The sequence below is a fragment of the Arthrobacter sp. 10T413_2 genome (assembly GCF_056394205.1).
In genome coordinates this window covers 1-22,567 of record NZ_JBFTHK010000039.1, presented here as the reverse complement: position 1 = coordinate 22,567, position 22,567 = coordinate 1, and the positions used below count along the sequence as shown (strand labels likewise).

Genomic DNA, 22,567 nt, shown 5'->3' with positions numbered 1-22,567 from the left:
GTTGCTGATCGGGCCGCCGACAGCAAGTGCGAGGGCCCCGGCGCAGAACACCGCCAGGACGACTGCGCCGCCGAGTGCCCAGGCCTCCGGTTGTKCCCGGATGTCCGGAAGCGGTTCGGCTCCGGGAAGGAGGTTCGCCGGCGCGAGGCAGGCCAGCGCGAGCACACCGGCGGTCCGGACCGCCGGCAGGATGATGGCGGCAACCGTGGTGGCCGCCAGGCAGTCGCCCATCGGACGCCGACGGAGGTCACCAACGGCTGACTTGTGGATCCTCAGGCACTGAAGCAGCGACCGTTCGCGCGCCACCCGCCGCCTCCACAGCTCACCGACGCGCACCGGCTGTTGGCCCGTGATGACGGCCCGCGGGGCGAACCCCACCCGGTAGCCTGCGCTTCGCACCCGCCAGCCCAACTCAAGCTGCGCGGCACCGGTGCCCTCCCTGAAGCCGCCGATYTCCGCCAGGACGTCACGCCGCACCGCGCCCATGCCTGCCGCGAAGACGGGCAGGAAGCCGGAGGCCGCTTGCGCCCGCCGGGCCATCCCGGCGCAGCCGCGGCCTATCAGGTCTACAATCCCAGCGGCAGTACCCGCGGTGAGGGTCCGTTCGCCGCCCCACACGGCGCCGACGCCGTCGGGACCGTCACTCCCGGAGTCGAAGGCCTCCAGCGTCCGGTCCACGGTCCGCCGGGTGAGGACGGCGTCCGCGGGAAGGAACATGAGCACCTCCCCCGAGGCCCGGCCCACGCCCAKGTTCAGCGCCGCCCCGTATCCCGCCGCCGCGGCGGGCGACCTTCCCGCGAACACAATCCGTCCGTCCTCGGCGGCGAACCCCGCCATGACCTCCCGGGTGTTGTCCGTGGAGCCGGCATCCACCAGGATCAGCTCGTACCGCTCATACCGGCTCCCTTGGACTGACCGGATGCAGTCCGCCAGAAGCCCGCCCCCATTGTGCGCCGCCACAATGATGGACACGGTGSGCCACTGCTGCCAGAGAGTGGGCGCATGGCGGCGCCGACGCCGCGCGGACCGCACCTCAAAAGAGAGGGCCAGCGCCAGGACGACAGCCGCTATCACCGCCGCCGCCAGGGCGGGCAATCCGATGAACACCAGGACGAGTTCCTGTGCCGGGCCGACCGGCACGGACGCCTCACCCCAGGGCATCGGCGGGAATCGCCGGGCACCGCCGGAAGGACGCCGGGTTGAATGCCGGGAGCATGAACGTTGCCAGGACGGCGTCGAGCAGTTCGGGCGCCCACGTGCTGTTCGCCCCCAGTGTCGGGCAGACGCCCAGCACCACGGGGGTTCCGTCCGCGCGGCGGCGGATCTGGACCTGGACCGGGCCGGTCAGCCCGAGCGTGCGGACGGCGGCCAGGCCCAGCTTCCGTACATCGTTGGCCTCGGCCGCCGGCACCCTGCGGCTGACTTCGTCGCTGCCGGCCCGCCCGTACGGGGTTTTTGTCTTCTCGAGGACCACCGCCACCGGCGCCATCGCGTTGCGGGGCGGCGTGCCGAACACAAGGGCCACGTAGTCGGCGCCCGGGATGAACTCCTGGACCAGCTGCCCGGGCGGCAGGTTCTTCCAGCTGACTGAGCCGGTCCCGGCCAGCAGGTGGACGGCGTGGGTGCCTTTGAAAGTTCGCGGCTTGACGACGACGGGACCGTTGAGCTCGGCCAGGGACGCCGGCGCGGCGGCGAGATCGCCCGGAACCCCGAAACGCGGGACCGGAATGCCGGCTGCCTGCAACGCCCATGCGGTGAACAGGTGGTCGTTGGCGAGGGCCACCGCGGCAGGGTCGCCGACGATGATCCGCACGTCCCGGCCGAATCCGGCGCGGGCCGCAGCCAGCACCGGGAGTTCCACGGTGAGGGTCGGAATGATGACGTTGATGGCTTCCCGGTCCACCAGCCGGCGCAGGTCCAGGACCATGTCCGGGTCCGTCGCCGGCAGGAGCCTGACTGCCGCTGCGGCGGTGGCGTCCTCGCCCTGCCGGGTGACGTCGCGGGMGTCGGAGCCGAGGCACGGGATGCCGCGGGCGGCGAGCTGGGCCGCGACGGTMCGGCCGGCGGCGCCTGCAATGCCAGTAACCAGAATGCGCGGGCCCACGGTTGCTCCATTCCGCCGATACCCGCCGGGCCGCGGCTGCGGCTCCGGCKGTAACGGCCACCGATTCACACAAAAATTGAGGGACAGACAACTGCACGAAGAGACAACTTGATCCACAGAAACGTGGGACGGGCCGACGCGTCAGTCCGATCCCCTCAGTAGACTGCGCAAACTCCCGGCGGACACGAGTGGGCAGTACCCGAAACTGGAGCCCGCTACTACTCGCCTTGGCGCCGCACCCGGCTCTCACCCCGCAACTCTGATTTCTCGGTCCGCCGCGTGTGTCACCCCGTGGGGCGCGGTCCGGTTACGGAACATGACGACGGCGGCGGTGCGGGCCGGCGTCGTAAGTGTTACGTTTTTGGGGAGTAATGAGAACCGGTGCCAAGCCCTGACTGGCCGGTCGGCAACCCTCCCTTTCGCGGCGGGGTGCCTCAGGTGAATACTCGGCATATCGACCATTCGAGCTGCAAGCGTGAAAGAGGAGATCCGTCGTGCCCGACACATCCATACCCGCTGTACCCGGTACAGCAGCCGCCCCCGCCGCAGCTTCCGCCGGCGAGGACAAACTGGCCTACCGCCTGTTMACCGGCGCCGACGACCGCGCCTTCTGTGAGCGCGTGTCGGCCGCCCTGGCCGAGGGCTATGTCCTGCACGGAAGCCCCGCCGCCACCTTCAACGGCAGCACGGTGATCGTGGCGCAGGCGCTGGTCCTGCCGGCCGCAATTGCGAGCGCGGACGCCGCCGTGGCCAACGCCGTCGATGAACTCGACAGTGACGAATTTGGTGCCGAAGACGCCTTCGAGGGCCACGCATGAGCTACGCCGGAGACCTCAGCCCGCACGAGGCGTGGGCCAAGCTGGAGGCCGGCGCCATCCTGGTGGACGTCCGGACCGAGGGCGAATGGGCCCACATCGGCATCCCGGATACGAAGGCCACGGACAACGATCCTCTCTTCATCCAGTGGACCCTCGCCGGCGGGGTGCCCAACCCGCACTTCGTGGAACAGCTCCAGCGTCAGGCGCCGGAGGACACCGCCGTCGAGCTCGTGTTCCTGTGCCGCTCCGGCGCCCGGTCGATTGCCGCCGCGACAGCCGCGACGCAGGCCGGCTACACCTCGTACAACGTCCTTGAGGGCTTCGAAGGCGAGACCGACCGCTTTGGCGAACGCACCGTCAACGGCTGGAAGAACCGCGGCCTGCCCACCAACCTCGGAAAGATTTAAGTGACTTTCAATCCCGACGCCGCCGGATGGGCGGCCGACACCCAGGCCGTCCGCGGAGGCCTTGACCGTACAGGCTTCCAGGAAACCGCCGAGCCGATCTTCCTCAACTCAGGATTCGTCTACGAGTCCGCGGCCGCMGCCGAGCGCGCCTTCACCGGGGAGGACGAGCGCTTCGTCTACTCCCGCTACGGCAACCCGTCCGTCGCAACCTTCCAGGAGCGGCTGCGGCTGCTCGAGGGCACAGAGGCATGTTTTGCGACGGCGTCCGGCATGTCCGCCGTCTTCACCGCCCTCGGCGCGCTGCTGGGGGCCGGCGACCGGGTGGTCGCCGCCCGCTCGCTTTTTGGCTCGTGCTTTGTGATCCTCAACGAGATCCTGCCGCGCTGGGGCGTCGAGACGGTCTTCGTGGACGGCCCGGACCTGGAGCAGTGGAAGTCTGCGCTGTCCGAGCCGACGACGGCGGTCTTCTTCGAGTCGCCGTCGAACCCGATGCAGGAGATCGTGGATATCGCCGCCGTGAGCGCGCTGGCGCACGCGGCCGGCGCCACGGTGGTGGTCGACAACGTCTTCGCCACCCCGCTGCTGCAGCGCTGMGGAGACCTCGGGGCCGACGTGATCGTCTACTCCGGCACCAAGCACATCGACGGCCAGGGGCGGGTGCTCGGCGGGGCGATCCTGGGCACCAAGGAATTCATCGACGGGCCCGTCAAGCAGCTCATGCGGCACACCGGACCGTCGCTCTCCGCGTTCAACGCCTGGGTCCTGACCAAGGGCCTGGAGACCATGGCCCTACGCGTCAACCATTCCTCGGCCTCCGCCCTGCGGCTGGCCGGCTGGCTTGAGCAGCAGCCCGCGGTCAGCTGGGTCAAGTACCCGCTCCTGCCCTCCCACCCGCAGTACGATCTCGCGGCGAAGCAGATGAAGGCCGGCGGCACCGTGCTCACGCTGGAACTCTCGCCGTCCCCGGGCCGCACCGCCAAAGAGGCCGCCTTCGCGCTCCTGGATGCGCTGCGGATCATCGACATCTCCAACAACCTCGGCGATTCGAAGTCCCTCATCACGCACCCGGCCACCACGACACACCGCGCCATGGGCCCGGAAGGCCGCGCGGCAATCGGGCTCAGCGACGGCGTGGTGCGGCTTTCGGTGGGGCTGGAAGATGTCGAGGACCTGATCCGCGACCTCGGCCAGGCGCTCAAGCAGGTCTAAGACCGCTTCCCTCCGCGAGTTTGCGGTTCGCGGCAGTGTTGCCCGCACAAGACTGCCGCGATCTGCTGGCTCGGTGCCGGTTTCGCGCCTGGCGGGTTCAGCTCAGCCGCCGGTTCAGCTCAGCCGCCGGTTCAGCTCAGCCCCGGCGCACCCGGCCCAGGGATGGCTCTTGGTCGGCCGGCTCTCCGGCGGCGTCCCCTTGCGTCGTCACTTCGACGGCCCGTTCGACGACGGCGGCCAGCCCGCCGGCCCGGAACGGCTCCCGCTGCAGCTGCGAGCCCGTGCCCTCCGCCAGGATCCGCTCGACGCCCGCGCGCGCCAGGTCCAGCTCGCCCTGTTCCTCGAGCACGGGGGCAACGAAGTCAACGAGTGCCCGGACGACGTCCGCGGCCGGGGCAGGGGTGAAAGTTCCGAAATCCAGGAGCTGCCCGCGCAGCCCGCAGTTGCTGGCCTGCCAGGCAGCCATCCGCAGTAGCAGCGTGGGCACCGGGGCGGGCTCGACGCCGTCGTTCCATTCCCGCGACGCCGATTCCACGAGAGCGCGCACCAGTACGGCGATCAGCGCCGCATCCTCGGCCCGCAGGCAGACATCGGCGACCCTGACCTCCACGGTGGGATGCAGCCGGGCCAGCCGGGCATCGAAATAGATCATCCCTTCATCCATCAGGACATTGCTTTCCACCAGCCGGGTCACCAGCCGCCGGTAGACGGGCAGGCTGCCGAAGATCATGGTGGGGCCCGAGCCCGGCCAGCGGTTCCAGGCCTGGGTGCGGTAGCTTTCGAACCCTGTTTCTGCGCCGTTCCAGTACGGGGAATTCGCGCTGAGGGCGATCAGGACGGCAAGCTTGTCGCGGATCCGGTCCATCACGGCCACGCCCTCCTCCGGCGATTCCACAAAGGTGTGGACGTGGAGGCCGCAGGTCAGCTGGTTCCGGACCGTGAGCCCGAAGCGTTCCTGCATGGTCATGTACCGCTGATTCGGGGTGAGGTGCGTGGCGGCCCCTTGGGGCGAGGTGGCCAAGGCCGCGACTCGGCCGCCGTGCACGCGGGCGGCCTGGTCCGCCAAGGCCCGGCCCTGCCTGAGCTGCCGAAGAAGTTCCCTATAGTCCAGGCACGGCCGGGTCTGGGTCTCAATCTGTTCGAGCTTGAGCTCGTAGCTAAAGTCGGCGCCGCCATCGTGGACCGGTTGCTGCCCCGGKAGAACCTGGGCGGCGTCCTGCTTCGGCGGGAGYAGGCTGGGCAGCATGAGATCGGCGAGGGCAAGCAGCCGGCCCGATTCCGGGTCGACTATCAGCAGTTCTTCCTCCACGCCGAAGGTGCGCATAAATCTATTGTGCGTCAGGAACCGCCGACACGCCCTACACCAACGCGGAGTCACTTCGCGCCCATACCCCCTGCGGACGGGCGCGATCTGACCCCGCGTTGCTTGGGGTCAGTCTGGGATCAGTCTTGGAAATACTCGATCTTCGCGCCGATGGTGTTGAGCCGTTCGGCCAGATCCTCGTAGCCGCGCTCAATGACGTAGATATTCCGCAGTTCCGAGACGCCGCGGGCCGCGAGCATGGCCAACAGCAGGCAGGCCGCGGGGCGCAGGGCCGGCGGGCAGCCCACCTCGGCGGCACGCCACTTGGTGGGCCCGTTGACGTAGATCCGGTGCGGATCGAGCAGCTGCACCTGGGCGCCCAGCTTGTTCAGCTCGGTCAGGTAGATGGCCCGGTTCTCGTAGACCCAGTCGTGGATCATGGTCTGGCCGTGGGCGTTGGCCGCGATCACGGCGAAGAAGGGCAGATTGTCGATGTTCAGGCCCGGGAAGGGCATGGGGTGGATCTTGTCTTCCGGCGCCCGCAGTTCCGAAGGCTTGGTGGTGACGTCCACCAAGCGGGTGCGGCCGTTGCGGGCAAAGTACTCCCCGGACACCTCGAGCCGCTGGCCCATCTGTTCCAGGGTCGCCAGCTCGATTTCCATGAACTCGATCGGGACGCGGCGGATGGTGACTTMCGAGTTCGTCACGATGCCGGCGGTGATGAGGCTMATCGCCTCGATCGGGTCCTCGGAGGGGAAGTATTCGATGTCGACGTCGATCGACGGGCGGCCGGTGATCTTCAACGTGGTGGTGCCGACGCCGTCGATCTCCACCCCGAGCATCTGCAGGTAGAAGCAGAGGTCCTGCACCATGTAGTTGGGGCTGGCGTTGCGGATGATGGTGGTGCCACGGCGGTGCGCGGCGGCCATGATGGCGTTCTCAGTGACGGTGTCACCGCGTTCGCTGAGCACGAAGGAACKGTCGTGGTTGTCCGACGGCGGCGCCTGGACCGCGTAGAACCCGGACTTMGCGTCCACGCTGAGCCCGAACTGGCTTAGCGCCTGCATGTGCGGCTGCACGGTGCGGGTGCCCAGGTCGCAACCGCCGGCGTAGGGCAGCCGGTAGGTGTCGGCCTCGTCCAGCAGCGGGCCCAGGAGCATGATGACGCTGCGGGTCCGGCGGGCCGCCTCCACATCCATGGATGCGAGGTCCAGGACAGCGGGGCGGCGGATCTGGAGGTCGTTCGCGTTKAGCCAGGTGCATTCGACGCCGATGCTGGTCAGCACCTCGACGATCCGGTTGACTTCCTCGATCCGGGCCAGCCGGCGCAGGGTGGTGGTGCCGCGGTTAATGAGGCTGGCGCACAAAAGGGCGACGCCGGCGTTCTTGCTGCTGTTGACGTCCACCGCGCCGGAGAGCGTGCGACCGCCCTCGACCCGGAGGTGGGTCATCTGGGGCCGGCCCACTTTGACGATGCTGTGCCCGACGATCTTCTCCAGGCGCTGGATCATCTTCAGGCTCAGGTTCTGCTTGCCCTGCTCCATCCGGGCGATGGCGCTCTGGCTGGTGCCGAGCTCGGCAGCGAGTTGTCCCTGGGTCCAGCCCTTGTCCCCGCGGGCCTCGCGGAGCAGGAGKCCGACGTGTTCAGCAGTCTGTTGAGTCATGTCCCGAAAATATCACGCATGATCTACCGCATCCGGTAATTGCCGCCGGAATGGCGCCAATCTCACACGCATACCCGCATCATGCGATAACCGGMGCGGCGGCACTGTGACAAGCGGCAGCGCGCAGGCGCGCCGGACGCTGCCGCGGCTACTGGCGGGTGAGGAAGACGAGGTTCCAGGTGCCCGCGCCGAGGGCCGCCGCGACGGCGGCTGCCGCAATGCCCAGCCCGCCCAAAAGCACCCAAGCGTCGAGTCCGCTGAACGTGGACGGCCTGGCCCAGGTCCGCGCCGCGCCGCCGAACCCGCGGGCCTCCATGGTCACCGCGAGCCGCGACGCGCTGCGGATCGCCTGGACCAGCAAGCCGAAGCTTTGGCCCATGGTGGCKCGGAAGCGCTGGTAGGGGTTGCCGCTTGAGCCCACGCCGCGGGCGCGCCGGGCCATCCCGATGGTCTGCCATTGCTCGGCCATGATTCCCACGAGCCGCATGGCGGCCAAGGTGCCCAGGACGAACCGGTGCGGCAGTTTCGCGTTCTGGGCCAGGGCGTCGGCCAGGTCCGTGGGGTCGGTGCAGCTCATCAGCAGCACCGCGGGCAGGGCGATCGCGAGCCCGCGGAGCATGAAGCTGATCCCGAGCTGCAGGGAGCCGGCGCTGATGGACCAGATCCCGGCGTCGAACAGGACGGCTCCGGCGTCGGGCGCCAGGATGGCGGTGCTCCAGCCGCMGAGCGCCGCCGCGAGGATCAGCGGCCAGCCGCGCTGCCACAGCAGGGAAACGGTCAGCCCCGCCAGCGGCAGAAGCATCAGTTCGAAGGCCAGCGCCACCGACGCCGAGACCMAGTCGATGGACAGCGCCAGCACCAGGGTGACCATGGTGACCGCCGTGAACTTCGCGAGCGGGTTGGCGCGTGTCAGCAGCGCATGGTTGCCGCGGACGCTCAATTCGGCCCTCATGATGCGGCCGCCTCCGGCAGCTCCCGGTCCGGGCCGGCGGCGTTCACGGCGGCGCCGGCACCCGGGCCGGCGGCGGTGTCCCGGCCGTGGAGGCGCAGTTCGGTGCCGCCAAGGACGGCGCTGAATTCAGCGTCGTGGGTCACGGAAACGACGGCGGTGCCGGCGTCGAGGAGTTCGGAGAGGAACGAGGCAAGCTCGGCCCAGGTGTTGGCGTCCTGGCCGAACGTGGGCTCGTCCAGGACCAGTACCTGCGGGTGCGCCGCCAGCACGGTGGCCACCGAGAGGCGCCGTTTCTCGCCGCCCGAGAGCGTGTAGGGGTTGGCGTCTACGAGCTCCGTCAGCCGCAACCGCTCCAGGAGCTCGTCCACACGGTCCTCGCCGTAGCCGAGGTGGCGGGGCCCGAACATGAGTTCATCGAAGACCCTGCCGGTGACGAACTGATGCTCGGGTTCCTGGAACACGGTCCCGATCCTGGCGATCAGCTGCTGGGCTTTCCACCGGTACGGGTCGGTCCCGGCGCCATCGCCTTCGCGACCACTGAGTTCCGTCGTGGCGGAGACCGTCCCCGCCACGGGGCGCAGGAGACCGGCCAGCGTGAGTGCCAGTGTCGACTTCCCCGACCCGTTCTGCCCGGTGATGGTCAGGGCCTCACCTGCGCGGACCCGGGCCGTGACCCCGGATTGCACGGGGCGCGGCGCAATCGCGCGGAAACCCTCGCGCAGTCCGGCCCGCCGCGGCCGCTCCCTGGACACCGCGAGGGCCTCCGACGAGAGCAGTAGCTRCCCGGAGGCCGGGGCAGTCCGGTTGCGTGTTGTGGGCACGTAGCCGGGCACCCAGACGCCCGCACCGATGAGCATGTCCCGCGCTTCGGCCAGGACCTGGTCCGGCGGACCGTCAATCAGGACCGCGGAGTCCGTGGCGGACCCGGGCTGCAGCACCACGATCCGGTCCACGAGGTCCTTCCAGACCGCCACCCGGTGCTCCACCACCACCAGGGTGGCGCCGGTCTTGTCCAGGCAGCGGCCAACGGCATCGCGGACTTCCAGGACGCCGGCGGGATCCAGGTTGGCGGTCGGCTCGTCGAGCAGCAGCAACCCCGGCCGCATCGCGAGGATCCCGGCGAGGGCCAGTCGCTGCTTTTGGCCGCCGGACAGCGCCGACGTCGGGTGGTCCAGCGGCAGCCTGCCCAGCCCGACGTCGTCGAGCGCCTCGCGCACCCGCGGCCAGATCTCCCCGGCCGGGACAGCGAGGTTTTCGGCCCCGAAGGCGACGTCGTCGCCGAGGCGCGAGAGCACCACCTGGGTTTCCGGGTCCTGCTGCACGAGTCCGGCGCGGCCGCGCTGCGCCCGGGGCGCAGCGCCATCGATCAGCAGGCTGCCGGTCTCGTCGGATTCTTCGGTGTCGCCGGCCTGCCCCGCCGCGCCGTCCCCGAGCACACCCGCCAGGGCGTGGAGCAGCGTCGACTTGCCGGCGCCGGACGGGCCCAGCAGGAGCACGCGCTCCCCGGGCCGGATGTCCAGGTCAAGTCCGCTGACCGCGGGCCGGGGCCTTCCGGCGTGCCGCCAGCCCCAGCCGCGGGCCGTGACGGCGGCGGGCCGGACGCCTGGTGAAGATGTCATGAGTCGCCTGTGCACTTCCAAGAGGGCCGTTCCGGACTGGGGTTCAGGAACGTGGTTCAGGAGAAGACAGGCTCCGTGGCGGCTTTGCGGGAGGCAAAGGAGCCCAGCACGCCGGTCTTGGCCAGGCCGCGGGTGGCGAGCCAGGACAGTCCGCCGGCAATCACGGCGCCGKAGATGGTGGTGAAGACGATGTAGGCKAGCTTGTCGCCGGCTTCGTAGGCAATGTTCCAGCCCCACGGCAGGAAGGAGTCGTTCAGGCCGCAGAAGAGGYCCGCGCCGGCTCCGGCCAGCAGGGACACCGGGAGGTTGAACTTCTTGTAGAGGAAGGCTGCGAACACCAGTTCCGCGCCGAGGCCTTGGAGAACTCCGGAGATCAGGACGGTGGTGCCGTACTGCGAGCCCATKATKAGCTCGCCGGTGGCCGCCACAGTCTCGCAGAAGAGGGCTGCGCCGGGCTTGCGGATGATGAGCATGCCGAGCACTGCCGGGATCATCCATCCGCCGGCGTAGAGTCCGCTGAGCGGCGGGTAGATCGCATTGACCGGGGTTGAAATCAGGTTCGCGCCCTGATCCCAGGCCCAGAAGATGACGCCCCCGGCGACGGCGATCAAGGCGGCCACCACGATGTCCACCACACGCCAGTTGTAGGTGCGCCGGGCCGATGAACGGCTGCTCGAACCATGCTGTGCTGAAATATCTGTCATGTCGTCCTCCTGAGGAACAGGAGGGGAGGGTGCTCCGGCCGGCCTCGGCTTCCGCCGCCCTCCGCGCACCCTGAGAACTCGACTCCCTTGCGCCGGTACTAACCGGATCAGGTTCGAGGGTCTGCGGCTGTCCGCACTCTCAGCGCCCACCACTGGTTTCCCCGGACTATTCCGGCGATGCCCGACGGCGGCGCTCCCCTGTCGTAATTATTTCGCCCTTGTGGGCTGGCTCAGTTTACACCCGAACGGCCAGGGTTTTCAGTGGTGTGCTGTCACAATCCGGGGCCTGGCCCAGGCCCTCCCCGCGGCCGGGAAGAGCCGCTTGGTAGAGTCGACGTGTCGGCCCCCGGACCCGCGAGCGGGCGGCCTTGTCGCCCACCGGAAAGCTGGACCATTTTGACGCACACACCGGCCACGCCAGATCCCTCCGCCGAGTACGACCCGGACTCGAGCGAGCCGCAACCTCACGGTTCTCTTGCGGCGCTCATTGGCCGTGTGCTGGCCGAAATGGATGCGCTCCAGTTCGCATCGTTCAGCAAGGACGATGCCCTGGACCTCGGGTTGCTCCTGGTCGAACTGGGCAGGCAACGCTCGCTGCCCATCGCCGTCGACATCACCAAGGGTGAGCAGGTGCTCTTCCACGCGGCGCTGKACGGCGCCACCCCGGACAACKAACGCTGGATCAACGCCAAGAAGCGCACGGCCCAGCGCTATGAGGTCCCKTCCCTGCTGGTGGGCCTCCGGGCCCGCGCTGCCGGCGGAAGGATCGAGGAGAACGCCTGGTTCGATCAGATGGAGTTCGCCGCCCACGGCGGAGCGTTCCCCATCTACGTRCGCGGCACCGGGGCCGTGGCCGTCGTGACTGTCTCCGGGCTACCGCAGAAGGCAGACCACGACCTCGTGGTCGAGGCTTTACGGACGGTCCTCACGCCGGGAGCTTAGGCGGCGGCGCCGTCCGCGCGCGGCGTCCTCCGGGACAGCCGGATCAGCGTAATCCCCACTGCCGTGAACCAGGCCCACATGAGGATGCCGTACACCAGGTAGACCTMCGGAACGGCGAAACGGAGTGCCTCCGCCACCACGCMAATCGCTCCCGCGGCCACCCCGAGCCAGGCCACCGCGCGGGGCAGCACGCCCTTGAGCATGGTCAGCGACATCAGCAGGATGCCGAGCGCGGACAGGACGCCGACGGCGGCGGGCGTGTTGTTCTCGGCGATCACCGCCTCCGCCGCGGCGGCATAGCGGAGCCGGGCATCGGCCCCGGCGGTGCCRATCGCGTTCGCGTAGCTGTCACTGAGATCGACCAGGATCATCGATCCGCGGCTCGTGACCGGAACGGCCAGGAAAAGTGCCCATGGCAGGGCGCCGATCACCGTGGCCATGAGGGCCAGGCTCTTGTTGAGCGGGGCGAGCGCCACGAAGAGGGTCACGAATACCAGAACCGGAAGAATGTTGGGCACGGTCCACAGGAGTTGTTCGGCGACGTAGACCGCCTTGTGCCCGGCGATGAACTCGAGGGTTTCGGCACCGCCGTGGATCGGTGGCGGGGCAACGGCGTCCAGAACCACGGCCACGATCAACAACGCCACGAACGCGACGGCGGAGATCCCGGCCCAAAAGTAGAGTTGCCGCCAGCTCTGGCTCTCCGCCGCGGCGCCCCGGGCATGGCCGAGCGGTTGGGTCTGGGGCTGTTCCATGCTCGAAAGTACGTCCGGCGGGCGCCGTCAAACAGGGGCGTTGGCCCTGTCTGGATGCCCGGGCAAGGAACGCTAGGCTAKGGGCAGCCCTGTTTCCTCTCCCAAGGAGTTACGAAGAATGAGCCTCGTCATCAAACTGCTCGGCGCCGGCGTCAGCCTGCTGGCCGGCTACGTCGGCACCAAGGTCGTTGACACCGTCTGGGAGAAGTCCACGGGCAACAAGCCGCCCAAGGGCCACGACGACGACGTCCCCACCACGCTGCGCTCTGCCCTGACCTTCGCCCTGATCTCCGCCTCGGTCAGCGCCGTCATCCAGGTGCTCGCCAACCGCGGCACCCAGCGCGCGATCACCCGCTTCGCCAAGACGCAGGACATCGTCTAACCCGGGCGGTTCAAGGACGTCCGCTAGCTTGGCTCGACGAGCAGCTTTCTGATCTCGTCGAGCTTGGCTTCGGATTCTTCGAGGCGCAGGCGGAGTCCTTCGACCGTACCCGTGTCGGCCGCATCGGCTAGCGGTGCGGGAGCCTTCTTCTTGGGAGAGAGGAAGAAGTTGGCAAGGTAACCGGTGAACGTGCCGAAGATGCCGACACCGATGACGATGATGCCAGCCCCGATGGTACGGCCCGCATCCGTGACCGGATATTGGTCACCGTATCCGACTGTCGAGATCGTGACGATCGTGTACCAGAGGGCGTCCGAGGCGGTCCTAATGTTGGCMCCCGGGGCGCCCTGCTCGACGCGGAGTATCGAGAAGCTTCCGAATTCCAGCACGAAAATGCCCATGAGCAGCAGTATGTACAGGGAGCTGCCGGCCCGATCCTTGCTCAGCGCGCGGCCGATCGTGCCGATGCCGACGTCGCGGAGCAGGCGGTACACCCGGATCAGCCGGAAGATGCGCAGGATCTTGAATTGTTCGAAAGGCATGCTGGCCAAGAGATCGGCCCAGCCGAAGTGCTTGAAGACATAGGCGCCCGGCGATRGCGCGGTGACGACCCGGTAGATGAAGTCGGCAAGGAAGATCACGCTGAAAACGGCGTTCATCACCGTGAGCACGGTGTCGAGCGACTTATCCTGCACAACATACAAGAGCACGAGATTGATGATCGACAGGATCGAAAGGATACCGATGAAGATCTCATATCCGATGCTCTTCAGTTCACTGCGTTCCTTGGTCATGTGAGGATTCTGGCACGTAAGCGGCTGCGTAGCCGACACTTCTTTCTCCGGGGCCCAACGTGGGCCGCCCACGCTCAAGGGCGGGGGTCGCCGTCGTCCGTTCCGTGCTGGTCCGCCGCCTGCCGGGCCGCCTTCTGGGCCGCCTTCTGAACCACGGCCTCGAGTTCGTCGGCGCTCAGCAGTTCCGGGTGCAGGTGCTTGGTGCGGTAGCCGGCCCGCCCGACCATGTGGGCTGAAACTGGGACGGTCAACAGTTGGAAGAGCCACGCCACCAGCAGGACCGGCCACACCCACCAGGTGCGCATCTGCAGGCCAAGGGAGGCCAGGAGCAGGAACAGGCCCAGGACCTGCGGTTTGGTKGCGGCGTGCATCCTGCTCATGAGGTCCGGGAACCGCAGCAGGCCGAGGGCCGCGCCGAGGGACATCAGAGCGCCGACCACCATGAACACGGCAGAGACGGCGTCGATCACTGTTTCAGGATTCACGGACGTTCTCCCTCCGGTCGGCCACGAACCTGGCCACGGTGACCGAGCCGACGAACCCGATGAGGGAAATAGCCACCAGCAGCATCAGGTTGTTCAGGTGCCGGTTGACGGCCATGTCGATGCACAGGGCCGCACCGAAGATGGCCAGGAGGACGTCGGCGGCCAGCACCCGGTCCAGCAGCGACGGGCCCCGCGCGATCCGGATGATCGCCCCGGCGGCGGCCAGGGAAAGGACGACGGCTGTCACCGTCAGGACGATCTGCATCATGCGGCGGMCTCCTGGGCAAGTGCGGACAGTTCCGCTTTGGTCCCCATGATCCTGATCAGCCCGGCCTCGGTATCGCGGACTTCCTTGCGCAGCTTGGCCGCGTCCTGGGCGTTGCGCACGTTGATGCCGTGGATGTAGAGGGTGGACGTGGACCTGTCCACCTCCACCACGAGGGATCCGGGAATCAGCGAGATCACGTGCCCGGTGGCCGTCACCAGGAGGTCCGAATGGCTCCGCAGCGGCACGGCGACGATTGCGCTGACCACGTCCGGGCCGCGGACCACGGCGAGGTAGAGGACCTGGAAGCTGGCCGCGACGACTTTTCCGAGGAAGACGATGGCGAAGGGGACGGCGCGGAGCACGTTGAAGCGGCCGCCGAGTTCCACCGGAGGCAGGTAGAAAACCCGCGCCACGACCACGGCGATAAGGGCGCCGAAGAGGAGGTTGCCGGGGCTGAAGTTCTGCCACAGGGCACCCCAGACAAACACGAGCCACACCAGCAGCGGCAGTTCCTGGCGCAGGGAGATCCTTTTCCGGTTCATTTCCCGTCCCCCTGCTGCTGGCCCGGCCGGACCGCCGACGGCACGGGCGGGACCGGGGCGTCCTCGCCAAGCACGGCGTGGATGTAGGCGGACCTGTCCAGCATCTCGTGGGCGGACTGGTCCGCGACCTTGAACAACGGCCCGGCAAAGACGGTCAGGGCCACGCCAAAGAGCACCAGGCCCAGGGTGGAGCCCACCATGGTGCGCGGCAGGAGGGTCACGTTGGTCCTGCCGGCCCGGTCTCCGGTGGCGGAATCCTCCGGTGCGGCCAGGAGCACCGGATCGGGGTGTTCCGCGTCCTCGGGCTTGCGCCAGAACGCCCGGTTCCAGACCCTGGCGATCGCCAGCAGGGTCAGCAGGCTGGTCAGCACTCCCCCGATCACCAGTGCGTAGGCCAGCGGCGTCCCGAGTTCGATGCCCGCCTGCAGGAGCCCCAGTTTGCCCAGGAAGCCCGAGAACGGCGGGATGCCGGCCAGGTTCATGGCAGGAATGAAAAACAGCACGCCCAGGACCGGAGAGAGCTTGGCCAGTCCGGCGACGCGGTCCATGGACGAACTACCGCCCCGGCGTTCAATCAGGCCGGTCACCAGGAACAGGCTGGTCTGGATGGTGATGTGGTGGGCCACGTAGAACACCGCGGCGCCCAACCCGGCCACCGTGGACATGGCCAGGCCGAACACCATGTAGCCGATGTGGCTGACGAGGGTGAAGGACAGGAGTCGCTTGATGTCGCTTTGGGCCAGGGCGCCGAGGATTCCCACCACCATGGTCAGCAGCGCCGCGACCATGAGCGGGGCGTTGAGTGCATCCCCCGGGAAGAGCAGCGTCTCCGTGCGGACCATGGCGTAGACACCCACCTTGGTCAGCAGCCCGGCAAACACGGCGGTGACGGGGGCCGGCGCGGTGGGATAGGAGTCGGGGAGCCAGAAGGACAGCGGGAAGACGGCGGCTTTGATGCCGAAGGCCACCAGGAGCATGACGTGCAGCAGCGTCCGGGTGCCCTGGTCCAGGTCGCCGAGCTTGATGGCGAGGTCCGCCATGTTGATGGTTCCGGTGGCGCCGTAGATCATKGCGATCGCGATCAGGAACAGCACCGAGGACACTACGGAGACCACCACGTAGGTCACGCCGGCCCGGATGCGCGGGCCCGTGCCGCCGAGGGTGATGAGCACGTAGCTGGCGGTCAGCAGGATCTCAAAGCCGACGTAGAGGTTGAAGAGGTCTCCGGAGAGGAAGGCGTTGGACACCCCGGCGACGAGGATCAGGTAGGTCGGGTGGAAGATCGAGACCGGCGCGTCGCGGTCGCCGTCKGCCATGCCCTGTCCGGTTGCGTAGATCAGCACGGCAAGGCTCACGGCCGAGGACACCACGAGCATGAGCGAGGAGAACTGGTCCACCACCAGCACGATCCCCCAGGGCGGCATCCACCCGCCGATGTTCACCGCGGCCGTCCCGCCCTCCCAAACGGAGGCCAGCAGCCAGCATTCCAGCAGCAGGGTCACGGTMAGGATGGCGATGCTGACAGCCCGCTGGGCCCGGGGGTGGCGGATCAGCAGGAACGTMAGGGCGGCGCCCAGGATGGGGAGTACGACGGCGAGCGGGGCAAAGCTGGCGATGTTCACTGTCCGCCTCCTTCCGGTCTGGGGTCAACGTTCAGGGAGCCGGGCTGTTCTTCGKAGGCGGCCTGTTCGGCCCGTACCGGGCGGTCGCCGGACATGACCGCGGCCGCACCGCTTCCCTGGCTGGAACCGGATCCGGGACCCGGACCTCCACCGACAGGGGTGTCCACCAGCCCGGCGCCGTCGGAGCCGATCATCGCCAGCGGAAACTCCGAGGTCTCGACCGGAATCACGGAATCGTCCTCGGCGTCGAAGCTCGGGGTTTCCGCGACGCGGCGGTCCTCGGCGTCGTCCTGGATTTCATCCTGGCGGGCCAGGACCCAGGTCCGGTAGATGATGCCCAGCATGAATGCCGTGACGGCGAAGGAGATCACGATCGAGGTCAGGATCAGGGCCTGCGGCAGGGGGTCGCTGTAGTCCCCGGCGGGGGTGTTCTTGTCGAAGATCGGCGCGAGTCCGGCGTACCCGCCGGTGGCGAGGATCAGGAGGTTGGTGGCGTTGGCCAGCAGCATGAGGCCCAGCAGGACCCGGGTGAGGCTGCGTTCAAGGATGAGGTAGATGCCGCAGGCGTACAGGGCCCCCATGACCGTCAGCAGGGTCAGATTGACGCTCATGCTTTCCCCCTGGCTGTCGTTTCCGCGTCGGCTGTTTCGGCCGGGAGACCGCCCTCATCGTCATCGGACGGAGCATCGTCGGACGGCCCATCGTCGGACGGCTCGGGCTGCTCCTCGAAGTGCTCGTCGATTTCGGCCCCCAGGCTGCGCAGCACGTCAAGGGCCAGGCCGACCACCACGACGTACACGCCGATGTCGAAGATGGTCGAGGTGACGAACTTGATGTCGCCGAACACGGGCAGCCACAGTTCCACGATGGCGCTCTGGAACACCTGTCCGCCCAGCAGCAGCGGCGTCATTCCTGCGGCCGCGGCGGTGGCCAGGCCGATTCCCAGCAGGGTACCGGCGCCGACCGGCGTGGCTTCGCGCAGTTCGAAGCGGCCGCCGGCGAGGTAGCGGATGGTCAGGGCGAGTCCGGCTGTGAGGCCGCCGGCGAAGCCGCCGCCGGGCAGGTTGTGGCCGGCGAGCAGCAGGTAGATGGAGAACACGATCATGGAGTGGAAGATCAGGCGGGTGACCACCTCGAAGATGATCGAGCGGCGTTCGGGGGCCAGGGTCCGGCCGGCCACCAGCCAGGCGTCCCGGGTGGCTGCAGCGAACCGACGGTTCATGGCCAGGGCGGCATCGTCCCGGGTGCTGCCCCGGGCCCCGGTCAACCGGCCGACGGTCCCTTCCGCGACTGTGGCGGCCGTCCGGATGCGGTCGCCGCGGCCCCGGACGAAGATGAGGCTGGCCACGCCGGTGGCGGCAAGGGCCAGGACGGAGATCTCACCAAAGGTGTCCCAGGCGCGGATATCCACGAGGGTCACGTTGACGACGTTGAGGCCGCCGCCGCCCTCGTAGGCCAGCTGCGGGAACTGCAGGGAGACCGGCTCGGCCACGCGGGCGCCGAGGGCATAGATGGCCACGAAGATCATGGTGGCGCCGAACGCCAGGCCGATCACCACGCGGATGACCCGGTATTTCCCGCCGGTGCGGTCCCGCAGACCCGCGGGGAGGCTCCGCATGGCCAGCACGAACGCCACCAGGATGATCGTTTCGACCAGCATCTGGGTCAGCGCGAGGTCAGGGGCGCCCTGCAGCGCGAAAATCAGGGCAATGCCGTAGCCGGTGACGGACACCATCAGGACGGCCAGGAACCGCTTGTTGGCGCGGACCGCGGCAAGCGMGCCGATCACGACCCCCGCACCGGCCACCAGCTGCAGCGGCGAGCCCGGATCGATGACATAGAGTCCGGGCKGGAGCGGSTTGTTGGCCACGAGCAGCGCCGTCAGCGGCAGGACGAACGCCACGGTCAGGATGACGGAGAGGTAGAAGAACAGTGAGCCTCGCTGGGTCCGTCCGGTGACCCAGACGGCGGTGTCGTCCAGCGCGCCGATCGTCTGCTGGTACGCGCGGTCGGCGTCGATCCAGCCCGGTACCAGGGCCTGCAGCCGGGCCACGGCGTTGCGGCCGTAGAACATGGCCACGCCCAGGGCGAACGTCACCGCGGTCAGCCCCAGGGCCGGGGTGATGCCGTGCCACAGCGCCAGGTGCCCGGGCGAGGAGCCGGAGCCGTCCACAAAGAGCTCCGCATAGGGCTGGATCCAGGCGTCCACGGGGGCGGGCCACAGGCCGTACAGGATCGTGAGGAGGCTCAGGGTCGCCGGCGCGGCAAGGAAGGCGGGTTTGATCGGTTTGAATGCCGTGGGCTCCACGCCGGGCTTGACGGCGAAGGCGCCCCACATGAAGCGGGCGCTGTAGGCGAAGGTCAGGACGGAGCCGAGGACCACGCCTCCCAGCAGCCAGGGCCCGGTCCCGGACTCCGAGCTGTACTGGATGAAGGCCTCGAACACCGATTCCTTGGCGACGTAGCCGGCCAGCGGGGGTACGCCCGCCATCGAGGCCGCGCCGATCGCCGCTACGACCGCCAGTGCCCGGGCCGAACCGTAGACGCCGGAGAGCTTGCGGATGTCCCGTGTCCCCGCTTGGTGGTCGATGATGCCCACCACCAGGAACAGCGTGGCCTTGAACAATCCGTGCGCCAGGAGCAGGGCGAGTCYGGCGAGCGCCGCGTCGGGAGTGCCGAGGCCCACCACCATGGTMAGGAAGCCCAGCTGGCTCACGGTGCCGTAGGCGAGGATGAGTTTGATGTCGGTTTGCCGGAGGGCCCGGTAGCCGCCGACCAGCATGGTCKCCAGGCCCAGGCCCAGCACGATCGGCAGCCACGGGGGGACCCCGGCGAACCCGGGGGCGAGCCGGGCCACCAGGTAGATCCCGGCCTTCACCATGGCCGCGGCGTGCAGGTAGGCGCTCACGGGCGTGGGGGCGGCCATCGCGCCGGGGAGCCAGAAGTGGAACGGAACCAGGGCGGATTTGGTGATCGCACCGATCAGGATCAGGACGACGGCGGCGCTCACGGCGCCTGCCGCGGGGCCGGTGACGAGCACGGGGGCCATGTCCAGAATGGCCTGGATCCGGTAGGTTCCGGCTGTCGAACCCAGGATGATGAGCCCCACGAGCATGGCCAGGCCGCCGGCAGTGGTCACCATGAGCGCCTGCAGCGCCGAGCGCCGGGCGGACAGCCTGGTGCGGGCGTAGCCGATCAGCAGGTAGGACAGCACCGTGGTCAGTTCCCAGAAGATGAACATCAGCAGGAGGTCATCAGCGGTGACGAGGCCGAACATGGCACCGGCGAAGGCCAGGAGTTGGGCCCCGAACCCGCCGAGGTAGTCGTCCTTGTTCTTGAAGTACCGGGCGCAGTAGACCAGCACCAGCGCTCCGACCCCAAGAACCAGCAGGGACATGACCCAGGCCAGCGCGTCCATCCGGAACGCGAGTTMCAGCTGGAGGGCGGGAACCCAAGGGATCGCCTCGGCGATCGCGCGGTCTGAATTGACTGCACCTGAATAAACGGCGTCGTGCTGCAGGAGCAGCCAGATGAAGGAGGCCGCGGGAACAGCGGCCAGGGCATAGAACGAATTCCTGCCGAACTTTCGGAACAGCAGCGGGGCCACGACAGCCACCGCAAAGTGCACGGCAAGGACTGTGATCACTGGTGTCTCCGCAACGTCAGAAATTCGATTGTCAGCAAGTTAGAGCAGGCGGTTCATTTGTTAGGTTCGGTGCGGACAGTTTACCAAGCGTGTACAAATTCTTTTGGMAGGGACGCCGGCCACTGAATAATTCGTAGCAAAAGCCGCCAGGGACTCCCGCGGGGGACAGTCCGAGGGTGTCCGGGGCGGCTACCATTCTGGCTATGAACACTGCCGCCGCCCCCGAGGCCATGCGACCGTCGTCGGAACTGGAAGCGGGAAGTCCCGTCTCGCACAAGGGTCGGATCCTCGCGTGGGCGTCATGGGACTGGGGCTCGGCAGCCTTCAATGCCGTCATGACAACGTTCGTTTTCACCGTGTACCTGACCTCCAAGGCCTTCGGCGGCGAGGACCAAGCCTCGGCGGTCCTGGGCGCCGCGCTGGCCGTTGCCGGCGTGGCCATCGCCCTGTTGGCCCCCGTCACCGGGCAGCGCTCGGACACCGGGGGCCGGCGCAAGCTGTGGCTGGGGGTCAACACGGCCGCCGTCGCGGTCCTGACCGGGCTGTGTTTCTTCGTCTTCCCGCGGCCGGAATTCCTGCTCCTCGGCGTCACGCTGATTGCGCTGGGGAATGTCTTCTTCGAATTCGCGGGGGTCAACTACAACGCCATGCTCGCGCAGATTTCCACCCCGCGGAACATCGGCAAGGTCAGCGGCTTCGGCTGGGGCATGGGGTACCTCGGCGGCATTGTGGCGCTGCTGATTGTGCTCCAACTCTTTGTCCAGCCCAGCTTCGACTGGATTGGCGGCTCCACCGCGGACAGCCTGAACATCCGGCTTGTGGCAGTGTTTTCGGCTCTGTGGTTCTTCATTTTCGCCCTGCCCGTACTCTTCGCCGTCCCGGAGGTGCCGCGCGCCGGGCGGGGCGCGCGGCTGGGCTTCTTCGCCTCGTACGGCCTGCTGGTCCGGCGCATCAAGGCGATCTACCGGACCAGCCCGCACACCATCTATTTCCTGCTCGCAAGCGCCATCTTCCGGGACGGTCTGGCCGCCGTGTTCACCTTCGGCGGCGTGATCGCGGCCGGAACCTTTGGTTTCGAGCTCAAGGACGTCATTTTCTTCGCGATTTTCGGAAATGTCGTGGCGGCCGTCGGGGCCGTTTTCGGTGGCTTCCTGGATGACAGGATCGGGCCGAAGACGGTGATCATCGCGTCCCTGGCCGGCCTGCTGCTCGCGGGCACCGCCATCCTGGTGCTCGGCAACGGAAGCTACGAATTCCTCGGCCTGGCGTGGGCCGGCACCACCACCTTCTGGATCTTCGGCCTGTTCCTGTGCCTCTTCGTGGGACCGGCCCAGTCGTCCTCCCGCGCGTACCTCGCCCGGCTCGCCCCGCACGGGGAATCCGGCGAGCTCTTCGGGCTCTACGCCACCACAGGCCGGGCTGTGAGTTTCCTTGCCCCGGCCCTTTTTACCCTGTGCATCACCGTCGCCACCCCCCTCACGGCCACCGGCGAGGCCCAGCGGTGGGGCATCCTKGGCATCATKGTGGTGCTGCTTGCAGGCCTGCTCGTCCTCCTGCCGGTCAAGGCCCCGGACAGAACCGAAATCGCGGTCGTCCCCGCGGCCTGAGGCGTCCGAATGTCCGGTTCGCGCACTAGGCTGAAGATATGAACGTGGATGAGACGGACCTCCCCGGCCTCGGCCGGCGCAAGGACTTCATGACTGCCTCGGGACGCCGSATCGGCGTGGTCGAATACCGTGAAGGCCAAACGGAACTCATCGTCTCGACCTGGGACGATCCTGATACCTGCCAGGCTTCCATTCCGCTGACGGCCGACGAGGCCGCCGCCCTGGGCAACCTCCTGGGGGGCCAGCGCCTCGCCATGCAGCTCTCGGAAGCCCACCGGGAAGTCCCGGGCATCGTGACGCGCCAGTTCTCGATCAGCGCCGAATCCCCCTTCCACAACCAGCCGATGGGAAAGGCCTGCATCCGGACCCGCAGCGGCGTCTCAATCGTKGCCATCATGCGCGAGGGCGAGGTCCTCCCCTCCCSGGGACCCKACGTCGTCCTCCACCCCGGTGACCTCCTCGTCGCAGTGGGAACCCAAGAAGGCCTGGACACGGCGGCCAGCATTCTTCGCAACGGATAAGCGGGATGGATCCGCTCGCGCTGACCCTGATCGAGCTGGGGGCTGTCGTCTTCTGTCTCGGCCTGCTGGCCAGACTGGCCGGGCGGATCGGCATGTCCCCCATTCCGCTCTACCTGGTGGGCGGTCTGTTCTTCGGCKCCGGAGGCMTCGTCAAGCTCGAAGGCATGCACGAGTTCGCCCATCTTTCCGGCGAGATCGGAGTCATCCTCCTGCTGCTTATGCT

21 protein-coding genes, 2 pseudogenes and 2 riboswitches are annotated in these 22,567 nt (G+C 68.1%); of the genes and pseudogenes, 8 read left to right on the top strand and 15 right to left on the bottom strand.

Annotated elements, in window-relative coordinates:
- Positions 1-318 precede the first annotated feature (318 nt).
- Together AC1DBQ_RS08925 and AC1DBQ_RS08920 are read right to left on the bottom strand one after the other, a co-directional pair.
- Positions 319-1,161 (bottom strand): annotated as a pseudogene (locus tag AC1DBQ_RS08925) (glycosyltransferase family 2 protein); the annotation flags it as partial.
- On the bottom strand, positions 1,148-2,104 hold the full coding sequence (locus AC1DBQ_RS08920) for an ATP-grasp domain-containing protein (RefSeq protein WP_476928162.1): 957 nt from the start codon (positions 2,102-2,104) through the stop codon (positions 1,148-1,150). The gene AC1DBQ_RS08920 and the pseudogene AC1DBQ_RS08925, both read right to left, overlap by 14 nt.
- 367 nt (positions 2,105-2,471) lie before the next feature.
- A riboswitch (SAM riboswitch) is annotated at positions 2,472-2,586 on the top strand.
- Positions 2,587-2,613: 27 nt separating this feature from the next.
- Here AC1DBQ_RS08920 and AC1DBQ_RS08915 point away from each other — a divergent pair.
- The 3 genes from AC1DBQ_RS08915 to AC1DBQ_RS08905 are packed head-to-tail and all read left to right on the top strand — an operon-like array spanning position 2,614 to position 4,538.
- Complete coding sequence (locus AC1DBQ_RS08915) at positions 2,614-2,922, top strand: DUF1737 domain-containing protein (RefSeq protein WP_476928169.1); 309 nt, start codon at positions 2,614-2,616, stop codon at positions 2,920-2,922.
- Complete coding sequence (locus tag AC1DBQ_RS08910) at positions 2,919-3,329, top strand: rhodanese-like domain-containing protein (RefSeq protein ID WP_091254488.1); 411 nt, start codon at positions 2,919-2,921, stop codon at positions 3,327-3,329. The genes AC1DBQ_RS08915 and AC1DBQ_RS08910 overlap by 4 nt, the downstream gene beginning before the upstream one ends.
- Complete coding sequence (locus AC1DBQ_RS08905; protein ID WP_476928161.1) at positions 3,330-4,538, top strand: O-succinylhomoserine sulfhydrylase; 1,209 nt, start codon at positions 3,330-3,332, stop codon at positions 4,536-4,538.
- Positions 4,539-4,674: 136 nt separating this feature from the next.
- On the opposite strand, the gene AC1DBQ_RS08900 is transcribed toward AC1DBQ_RS08905, so the two are convergent.
- The 5 genes from AC1DBQ_RS08900 to AC1DBQ_RS08880 all read right to left on the bottom strand — a co-directional run bounded on the left by AC1DBQ_RS08900 (position 4,675) and on the right by AC1DBQ_RS08880 (position 10,780).
- Positions 4,675-5,862: a glutamate--cysteine ligase 2 gene (locus tag AC1DBQ_RS08900; RefSeq protein WP_476928160.1), complete on the bottom strand. Its 1,188-nt coding sequence runs from the start codon at positions 5,860-5,862 to the stop codon at positions 4,675-4,677.
- 119 nt (positions 5,863-5,981) lie between these two features.
- Positions 5,982-7,505: a UDP-N-acetylglucosamine 1-carboxyvinyltransferase gene (locus AC1DBQ_RS08895; RefSeq protein ID WP_476928159.1), complete on the bottom strand. Its 1,524-nt coding sequence runs from the start codon at positions 7,503-7,505 to the stop codon at positions 5,982-5,984.
- A gap of 148 nt (positions 7,506-7,653) precedes the next feature.
- Entirely contained in the window at positions 7,654-8,457 is an 804-nt protein-coding gene (locus AC1DBQ_RS08890; RefSeq protein WP_476928158.1) for an energy-coupling factor transporter transmembrane component T family protein, read from the bottom strand.
- Positions 8,454-10,076, bottom strand: coding sequence for an ABC transporter ATP-binding protein (locus AC1DBQ_RS08885; protein WP_476928157.1), 1,623 nt, complete (start codon positions 10,074-10,076; stop codon positions 8,454-8,456). Before AC1DBQ_RS08885 ends, AC1DBQ_RS08890 begins: the two co-directional genes overlap by 4 nt.
- A 56-nt stretch (positions 10,077-10,132) precedes the next feature.
- On the bottom strand, positions 10,133-10,780 hold the full coding sequence (locus tag AC1DBQ_RS08880; protein ID WP_476928156.1) for an ECF transporter S component: 648 nt from the start codon (positions 10,778-10,780) through the stop codon (positions 10,133-10,135).
- Between the two features lie 66 nt (positions 10,781-10,846).
- A riboswitch (TPP riboswitch) is annotated at positions 10,847-10,990 on the bottom strand.
- A 186-nt stretch (positions 10,991-11,176) separates the two neighbouring features.
- On the opposite strand from AC1DBQ_RS08880, the gene AC1DBQ_RS08875 reads away from it, so the two are divergent.
- A complete protein-coding gene (locus tag AC1DBQ_RS08875; protein WP_476928155.1) occupies positions 11,177-11,722 on the top strand; it encodes a heme-degrading domain-containing protein in 546 nt (181 codons plus the stop codon).
- Here AC1DBQ_RS08875 and AC1DBQ_RS08870 read toward each other — a convergent pair.
- Positions 11,719-12,477 (bottom strand): DUF4386 family protein, encoded by a 759-nt coding sequence (locus AC1DBQ_RS08870; protein ID WP_476928154.1) that lies wholly within the window; start codon positions 12,475-12,477, stop codon positions 11,719-11,721. The two genes, AC1DBQ_RS08875 and AC1DBQ_RS08870, sit on opposite strands and share 4 nt — an antisense overlap.
- Before the next feature lie 118 nt (positions 12,478-12,595).
- Here AC1DBQ_RS08870 and AC1DBQ_RS08865 point away from each other — a divergent pair, with 118 nt between their 5' ends.
- The gene (locus AC1DBQ_RS08865; protein WP_476928153.1) at positions 12,596-12,859 is read left to right on the top strand and encodes a DUF4235 domain-containing protein; all 264 of its coding nucleotides are present in this window, start codon (positions 12,596-12,598) and stop codon (positions 12,857-12,859) included.
- Between the two features lie 23 nt (positions 12,860-12,882).
- On the opposite strand, the gene AC1DBQ_RS08860 is transcribed toward AC1DBQ_RS08865, so the two are convergent.
- The 7 genes from AC1DBQ_RS08860 to AC1DBQ_RS08830 form a co-directional block, all read right to left on the bottom strand.
- Entirely contained in the window at positions 12,883-13,653 is a 771-nt protein-coding gene (locus tag AC1DBQ_RS08860; RefSeq protein ID WP_476928152.1) for an ion transporter, read from the bottom strand.
- A 74-nt stretch (positions 13,654-13,727) separates the two neighbouring features.
- The gene (gene mnhG, locus AC1DBQ_RS08855) at positions 13,728-14,138 is read right to left on the bottom strand and encodes a monovalent cation/H(+) antiporter subunit G (protein WP_476928151.1); all 411 of its coding nucleotides are present in this window, start codon (positions 14,136-14,138) and stop codon (positions 13,728-13,730) included.
- Positions 14,128-14,406 (bottom strand): MrpF/PhaF family protein, encoded by a 279-nt coding sequence (locus AC1DBQ_RS08850; RefSeq protein WP_476928150.1) that lies wholly within the window; start codon positions 14,404-14,406, stop codon positions 14,128-14,130. The genes mnhG and AC1DBQ_RS08850 overlap by 11 nt, the downstream gene beginning before the upstream one ends.
- A complete protein-coding gene (locus tag AC1DBQ_RS08845; protein ID WP_476928149.1) occupies positions 14,403-14,948 on the bottom strand; it encodes a Na+/H+ antiporter subunit E in 546 nt (181 codons plus the stop codon). Before AC1DBQ_RS08845 ends, AC1DBQ_RS08850 begins: the two co-directional genes overlap by 4 nt.
- Positions 14,945-16,570: a Na+/H+ antiporter subunit D gene (locus tag AC1DBQ_RS08840; protein ID WP_476928148.1), complete on the bottom strand. Its 1,626-nt coding sequence runs from the start codon at positions 16,568-16,570 to the stop codon at positions 14,945-14,947. Before AC1DBQ_RS08840 ends, AC1DBQ_RS08845 begins: the two co-directional genes overlap by 4 nt.
- Positions 16,567-17,181, bottom strand: coding sequence for a Na(+)/H(+) antiporter subunit C (locus AC1DBQ_RS08835; RefSeq protein WP_476928147.1), 615 nt, complete (start codon positions 17,179-17,181; stop codon positions 16,567-16,569). Before AC1DBQ_RS08835 ends, AC1DBQ_RS08840 begins: the two co-directional genes overlap by 4 nt.
- Positions 17,178-20,216 (bottom strand): Na+/H+ antiporter subunit A, encoded by a 3,039-nt coding sequence (locus AC1DBQ_RS08830; RefSeq protein ID WP_476928146.1) that lies wholly within the window; start codon positions 20,214-20,216, stop codon positions 17,178-17,180. Before AC1DBQ_RS08830 ends, AC1DBQ_RS08835 begins: the two co-directional genes overlap by 4 nt.
- A 203-nt stretch (positions 20,217-20,419) precedes the next feature.
- On the opposite strand from AC1DBQ_RS08830, the gene AC1DBQ_RS08825 reads away from it, so the two are divergent.
- From AC1DBQ_RS08825 to AC1DBQ_RS08815, 3 genes and pseudogenes are all read left to right on the top strand, one after another.
- Complete coding sequence (locus AC1DBQ_RS08825) at positions 20,420-21,823, top strand: MFS transporter (protein ID WP_476928145.1); 1,404 nt, start codon at positions 20,420-20,422, stop codon at positions 21,821-21,823.
- A 38-nt stretch (positions 21,824-21,861) separates the two neighbouring features.
- Positions 21,862-22,344 (top strand): cation:proton antiporter regulatory subunit, encoded by a 483-nt coding sequence (locus AC1DBQ_RS08820; RefSeq protein WP_476928144.1) that lies wholly within the window; start codon positions 21,862-21,864, stop codon positions 22,342-22,344.
- 5 nt (positions 22,345-22,349) lie between these two features.
- Positions 22,350-22,567, top strand: a pseudogene (locus AC1DBQ_RS08815) (cation:proton antiporter); the annotation flags it as partial.